The following is a 5,895-nucleotide window of genomic DNA, read 5'->3' as shown; positions in this document are numbered from 1 at the left end:
TTGCCGGTCTGCTGGTATTCCCCAAGGCTAGCGTAGATGGCGTAGAATGTTATCGCCGCCATCACGATGGTGCAAAAGTAAAAGACGCCAAGGTACAGCCTCCTTTGGCTGCGGTCGTCCTTTTCAAGCGCAATACGCACGGGCTAATTACCGGACGCCGGGATATATTATTTGATTGCCTTTAGCAGCCTGTCTGCCGGCAGGGTGTTCAGCACGTCCGATTCTGTCGCCCATCCCCTGCGCGCCTGCCCTATGCCAAACTGCAAAAACGCGTAGTGGAGGGGGTGGTGCGCGTCAGAGTCTATCACCAGCTTTACTCCGCTTTTCACCGCAAGCCAGGCGTACTCGTCTTTCAGGTCGAGCCGGTTGTAGTGCGCGTCGATTTCAAGGGCGGTGCCGGTGTCCTTTGCAGTCTCTACCAGTTTCGCAATGTCGACGGGGTAGCCTTCGCGCCTGTTGATGAGCCTGCCGGTAGGGTGGAATATGATGTCGACGGCGGGGTTTTCCGCAGCGTGCACGAGCCGGGCTGTCTGCTCTTCTGCCGGCAGGTTAAAATTTGAATGGATTGCGGCGCCCACGATGTCGAGCCTGTCAAGGACGTTGTTTTCGATGTCAAGCGAGCCGTCCTTCATGATGTTGACCTCGGCAGACGCCAACACCTGAACGCCCTCCAGCCGGTCGTTGAGCTCCCAGATCCTGTTCGCCTGCTCTAACAATTCTTCTCCGTCAAGCCCACCGGCCATCGCAAGGCTCTTGGTGTGGTCCGTGAGCGCGATGTAGCCGAGGCCGAACTCTTTGGCGGCAAGGGCCATCTCCTCTATCGTGGCCGTGCCGTCGGTGTTGTTGCTGTGCACCTGCAGGTCGCCTTTCAGGCTGCCGTACTTTATCAGTTCGGGCAGTGCGCCTTTTGCCGCAAGCTCGATCTCGCCCGCGTTCTCTCTTATCTCTGGCGGCATCCACGCAAGCCCCAGCGCCCGGTACACGTCCTGCTCAGTCCTGCCGGCGACCTGCCTTTCGCCCTCAAACACTCCCCACTCGTTGAGCCGCAGGCCCTTTGCTATTGCTATCCTGCGCAGCTCTACCCCGTGCTCTTTGCTGCCGGTGAAATACTGGAGGGCCGAGCCCCAGCTATTCTCCGGCACCACGAGCAGGTCGGCATCGATGCCTCCCCTCAGCCTCACAAACGCCTTGGCCGAGCCCCTGCCTTTTACCTCCGCGACCTCTGGCATGGAGGTGAAAAAGTCCATGACCTTTTCCGGGTCAGAAGACGCTGCAAGAAAATCAACGTCGCCTATCGTCTCTTTCATCCTGCGTACCGAGCCTGCCACTGACGCGTCGGCGACGCCCGGCAGCCCTTTCAGGCGCGACTCTATCTGCTTTATCATGGGCCACACCTCGCCGATGATGTGCCGGCCTCCGCCCTTTTTTGCAAACTCGATCCTCTTTATTATGTCCTGCTCTTTTTTGGCAGATATCCCCGGGACCGTCTTCAGCCGGCCCTCCCTGGCGGCGGCTTCAAGTTCAGCGAGGTTTGTAACTTTTAATTTTGCATAGATCGCCTTGAGCGTCTTTGGCCCGATGCCCTCTATCCTTAGCTGGGCAGTGTCGATTGGAAGTTTCGCCCTCAGCTCCTCGTGGTAGCGGATCTTGCCCGTCTTTACGTGCTCCTCTATCTTTGCCGCTATAGCCTTGCCGACGCCCGGTATCTCTAGCAGCGCGTCAATCCCGCCTTTTTCATAGACGGCAGAAACGTCTTCATCGAGACCCTCGACGGCGTCCGCGGCGCGATAATAGGCGCGGGACTTGAACTGGGCATTGGGCCCATCCTCCACCTCCGTCAAAAAGCCAATGTCTCGAAGGGCGCCGGCAACCTGCTCGTTCTTCAACTACCCATTGTTGGCAGTCAGGGTTCTTAACGTTTATCGGCAATCTACGAGAAAACAAAATAACAACAACTGCGCTATCAAGGCTGATTGCGCCCCTTTCCCGCATACAGGATGCTGCAGGGCGATGCGAGAATCTGGTTCTTCTTTACGCTGTATGGCCTTGCGGCGGGCGCCATGACCTGTGCCGCAAGTTTCTCTGGCTACTGGAACATGGGCGTGCTTGCCTTTGCCATGAACTATCCGTTCTTTATGGCAATTTTTGCAATCCTCAACGGCGTCTCGATACCCTCTCTTTTTTCTCCAGCGGTGATAATTGCGCTGAGCGGCGCCGTGTGGTCGTTTATCGGCCTGATTACGTACGGGTTTGTCAGGATGTTCCGGCTGGGGCCGTAGGGCATGAAAGTTTATGTGCTGGGAGGTGCTAGCAATGTTGCTGTTTACTGCAGAACGGTGGTGATGACAGCTTTCTAGCTCTGAGCCGTTCGCTTTTTCATTATAAGCATGGGAAGTGGCACTTTTGGAAATGCCTTACCCACCTCCCATGCCGTGTGTGAAGTCGTTACCCTACCGTGGGCGCAAGCCGATTTTACCCTTGATAAAACCCGCTCTTGAGTAGTCGCACGCAGTTATGATAGCGCAAAAGAGCCGCTGATATCCGTCGCCGCCTGCGATTATTACGGCGCGCTATGACCGGTATGACGCGCCGGCTAAACATATCGCCGGCATTTGAGCTCTGTTAATGATGCCCGCCCGCTTTTATAGTGATATGATCGAAGCAATCGGATATGTCGCAGTGGGGTTTGCGGCAACTCTGGCCGCGATGGAAGCTGCCTGGCGCTTGGGCAAGCGCAACGCGCCCGCCCTCGCCGCGAGGGTGCAGTAATGGAGCCGCACGTTATCGCCGGCTTTTCCGGCGTCGCCTTTCTTACAGGCATGGCTGCGCTCTATGTCGTAAAAAGCGACCGCAGACTGCGCCGCATGCGCTAGTCCCAGTAAAGGACTTCAAGTATCTCAAGTTCAGGGCCGGAGACGTCGAGCCTCTTGCGCAGGTGCCTCGCAAGATCGGTCGCGGTGACCATGCCGACTATTGTCTTCTTGCCGTCCTCGACTGCGAGGTGCCTGATGCCGCCGTCGGCCATCATCTTTGCCGCCACTTCCACCGCAGCGCTTTTGCCTATGGTCTGGACGGGCATCGACATTATTGCCGTCGCCGGCGTCTTGCTGGCCCTGCCGTCCTTGGCGCACACGTTGCGCGCGAGGTCGCGCTCGGTGAGTATGCCTACTATCCTGCCGCCATCCTTTAGGATGACCGAGCTAACGCCCTTTTCAGCCATCAGCTGCGCCATTTCCCGGGCGCTCGAGTCGGCGTCCGCGGAAACCAGCTTTTTGCTCATGATGTCCTGTACCAGCGCAGGCTTGTCCGCTCGCTTGCTCATGCCCATTGTTGGAGTGCAAGCTATATGCACCTTGCGCGCCAACAGCTTTTATAGCAATCACGCCCACCTAGTGAGGATGCAGAGGCCAGACTGGGACACCTATTTCATGCTGCAGGCCGAGATTGCGAAATTGCGCTCAAACTGCCTGACCCGCCACATTGGCGCGGTGATAGTAAAGGAGAACCGCCAGGTGGCCACCGGCTACAACGGCACCCCGCCGGGCATAAAAAACTGCTTTGAAGGCGGCTGTCCGAGGTGCATGGCAAGGGTAAAGGGCGAGATAAAATCCGGCGACGGCCTCGATAGATGTTTGTGCACACACGCAGAGGCCAACGCGATAATGCAGTGTGCCATGTTTGGCACCGCGGGAAGCACGAAAGGCGCTACGCTGTATTCCACTTTTGCTCCGTGCATCGAATGCAGCAAGATGGCCATAAGCGTCGGCATAAGGCGCATCGTGGTGCTCTCTGACTATCCCGAGGACGGCACGCCCCTGCTGAAGGAGGCCGGCATAGAACTGGTAAAGCTCGACCCCAATAGGCTCAAGCCGTGGGTCACGATAATCCCGCAGGATTCCGAGGCGTCGGCAAAGGCCGTCACCAAGTAGGCATGGACGTCAACATCACGCAGTTCAACGTGCAACTGTATTTCAAAGAGCCGGTGCTCGACGCCGAGCTGTTGAAAGGAGCGTTTACCGCCACCGACGGCTTTGCGGCCAACCCCGTTGCAAAGGACTATGGCGCGCACCCGATGCAGGGCACGCAGTCTTTTTACCGGCAAGGGTTCAGGATTGCACCCGTGCAATCGAATGTCCTGCCGTTCCGGATACTGCAGGTGATGAGCTACCCAAACGCGCTCGCAAGCCCCGACGGCGAGACCATCGAATGCCTGCACTTTGTCGCGGCGCAATTGAAACAACAACTTGCAGTCGACCTTGAGCGCGACATCTATGCCGTGCGCGTCGTATCTCATGCCATAGTCAATGGAAACCCGGACGTGCAGCGCGTGCTGTCCCGGCTGGCGACCATTGAAAAAATCCCCGCGCTTGCAGGCAGGTACGTCGCGCACAAGAACCCGATGGACGCTATCCAGCTCGTGACCCAGACGGGCGACGAGCTGTCGCAAGAGTCGTGGAGCGACATCCGCGTGAGCCAGTTCAACGCCAGCTCGTACGTCGTCACTATCTTTAACGAAACGGAATCGCTGGCGCTTGCCCTCCAGTCGATTGCTGGCTTTAAGCAGTTCGTGGAGGCCATGATGCAGGAAATGGAACAGGCCTCGCAGGCATGAAAATAAGAGCCGCCCGCAGGCAGGACCGGGAGCAGGTGCTTGCTTTCTGCAAGCACACGTTCAGCTGGGGCGACTATGTCGACAGGGTGTGGGACACCTGGTTTTCAGCCAAGAACGGCAGGCTGCTGGTGGGCGAGCACGGCGGCAGGCCGGTCGCAATGTCGCACGTGGCAATATGCCCGGATAATTCGGCGTGGCTTGAAGGCGTCAGGGTGCACCCGGAATTCCGGCGCTCCGGCGTTGCCACGGAGCTCTTGGAGAGGATGCTTGCCCATGCAGGCAGGCTCGGGGCAAGGCAGGCATCGGCAATCGTTGCAATAAACAACACCGCCTCGCAACGCATGATGGAAAAAAACGGATTTATTGTAATTTCAAACTGGGTCTATTACAGCACCGAAGCAAAGCTTGGCGCCCGCAAGACCGGCGCCCGGCGTGCAGGGCCCGGCGACCTGCCTGCAATCTGGGAATACCTGAAACAGTCGCGCACCTACCGGCAGTCGGCAGGGCGCTACGTCAGGTCCTGGCAGTGGTATATGCTGGACAGCAAGGCCATGCGACAATTAGTCAAGGAAGGGCGCGTCGCCGTGGCAGGCGCCCCGATAGACGGCATTGCGATAATCAACAATGACGGCTACTGGGGCAGGACGGACGTCCTGCAGGTCGTCTACCTGGACTCTGAAAAATCGGCGCGGGACCTCCTCTCTTTTGCGACCAACCTTTACGGGCAGGGTGGGTTTTCCCGGCTCCATATCCTCTGCCACGAAAGCAGGCACCTTACCTCCATGGTTGAAAAGTTCAGGATAAAAGAGTCGGAACGGTTCCTCCTCTACAGCAAAGTTATTACCGGCTAGCGCGCCAACGCGCTTGATGGATTTCCAGTTTGCGCAGGTTGACGGCCTTTCCGTGCGCTATATCGACACCAGGGCCGGCAGCAAGGCAATACTGCTCGTGCACGGACTGGGCGGATCTATCGAGAGCTGGATTAACAACATTCCCGGCCTTTCAAAGGAGCTGCGCGTAGTCGCGCTCGACCTGCCCGGCTTTGGCTACAGCGACAAGCCAAAGATGGATTACACGATAAAATTCTACAGCGACTTTGTAAGCAGGTTCATTCAGGCAATGGGCATCGCGCCGGCCACCATAGCCGGCTCGTCGCTTGGCGGCCACGTCGGGGCAGAAGTCGCCATACGCCACCCCGGCGCCGTGTCGAGGCTGGTGATGATAAGCCCGCCGGGCGCGCTTCCAAAATCGTTCACCGGCACGCCGGCGCTAAAGAATTACGT

General features: G+C 57.9%; 7 protein-coding genes. 5 read left to right on the top strand and 2 right to left on the bottom strand.

Annotated features, from left to right (window positions below; translation table 11 throughout):
• Positions 1–167: 167 nt before the first annotated feature.
• Entirely contained in the window at positions 168–1,886 is a 1,719-nt protein-coding gene (gene polX, locus ACREAY_RS09140) for a DNA polymerase/3'-5' exonuclease PolX (RefSeq protein WP_431755464.1), read from the bottom strand.
• 87 nt (positions 1,887–1,973) lie between these two features.
• Here polX and ACREAY_RS09135 point away from each other — a divergent pair, with 87 nt between their 5' ends.
• Positions 1,974–2,279 (top strand): hypothetical protein, encoded by a 306-nt coding sequence (locus ACREAY_RS09135; RefSeq protein ID WP_431755463.1) that lies wholly within the window; start codon positions 1,974–1,976, stop codon positions 2,277–2,279.
• A gap of 590 nt (positions 2,280–2,869) precedes the next feature.
• Here ACREAY_RS09135 and ACREAY_RS09130 read toward each other — a convergent pair.
• Entirely contained in the window at positions 2,870–3,322 is a 453-nt protein-coding gene (locus ACREAY_RS09130) for a CBS domain-containing protein (RefSeq protein ID WP_431755462.1), read from the bottom strand.
• A gap of 76 nt (positions 3,323–3,398) precedes the next feature.
• Here ACREAY_RS09130 and ACREAY_RS09125 point away from each other — a divergent pair, with 76 nt between their 5' ends.
• The 4 genes from ACREAY_RS09125 to ACREAY_RS09110 form a co-directional block, all read left to right on the top strand.
• Positions 3,399–3,929, top strand: coding sequence for a deoxycytidylate deaminase (locus ACREAY_RS09125; RefSeq protein WP_431755461.1), 531 nt, complete (start codon positions 3,399–3,401; stop codon positions 3,927–3,929).
• A 2-nt stretch (positions 3,930–3,931) separates the two neighbouring features.
• Complete coding sequence (locus ACREAY_RS09120) at positions 3,932–4,612, top strand: hypothetical protein (RefSeq protein WP_431755460.1); 681 nt, start codon at positions 3,932–3,934, stop codon at positions 4,610–4,612.
• A complete protein-coding gene (locus ACREAY_RS09115) occupies positions 4,609–5,463 on the top strand; it encodes a GNAT family N-acetyltransferase (RefSeq protein ID WP_431755459.1) in 855 nt (284 codons plus the stop codon). The genes ACREAY_RS09120 and ACREAY_RS09115 overlap by 4 nt, the downstream gene beginning before the upstream one ends.
• 16 nt (positions 5,464–5,479) lie before the next feature.
• On the top strand, positions 5,480–5,895 hold a 416-nt coding region (locus tag ACREAY_RS09110), incomplete at its 3' end, for an alpha/beta fold hydrolase (protein WP_431755458.1).

Source organism: Nitrososphaera sp. (genome assembly GCF_050748925.1).
Lineage (GTDB): Archaea > Thermoproteota > Nitrososphaeria > Nitrososphaerales > Nitrososphaeraceae > Nitrososphaera.
Note: the sequence above shows the minus strand (reverse complement) of the source record. Positions and strands in the feature narration are given on the sequence as shown.

Coding starts and splice junctions, on each gene's coding strand:
- ACREAY_RS09130 (WP_431755462.1), bottom strand. CDS start 3,322: ATGAGCAAGCGAGCGGACAAGCCTGCGCTGGTACAGGACATCATGAGC.
- ACREAY_RS09125 (WP_431755461.1), top strand. CDS start 3,399: ATGCAGAGGCCAGACTGGGACACCTATTTCATGCTGCAGGCCGAGATT.
- ACREAY_RS09120 (WP_431755460.1), top strand. CDS start 3,932: ATGGACGTCAACATCACGCAGTTCAACGTGCAACTGTATTTCAAAGAG.
- ACREAY_RS09115 (WP_431755459.1), top strand. CDS start 4,609: ATGAAAATAAGAGCCGCCCGCAGGCAGGACCGGGAGCAGGTGCTTGCT.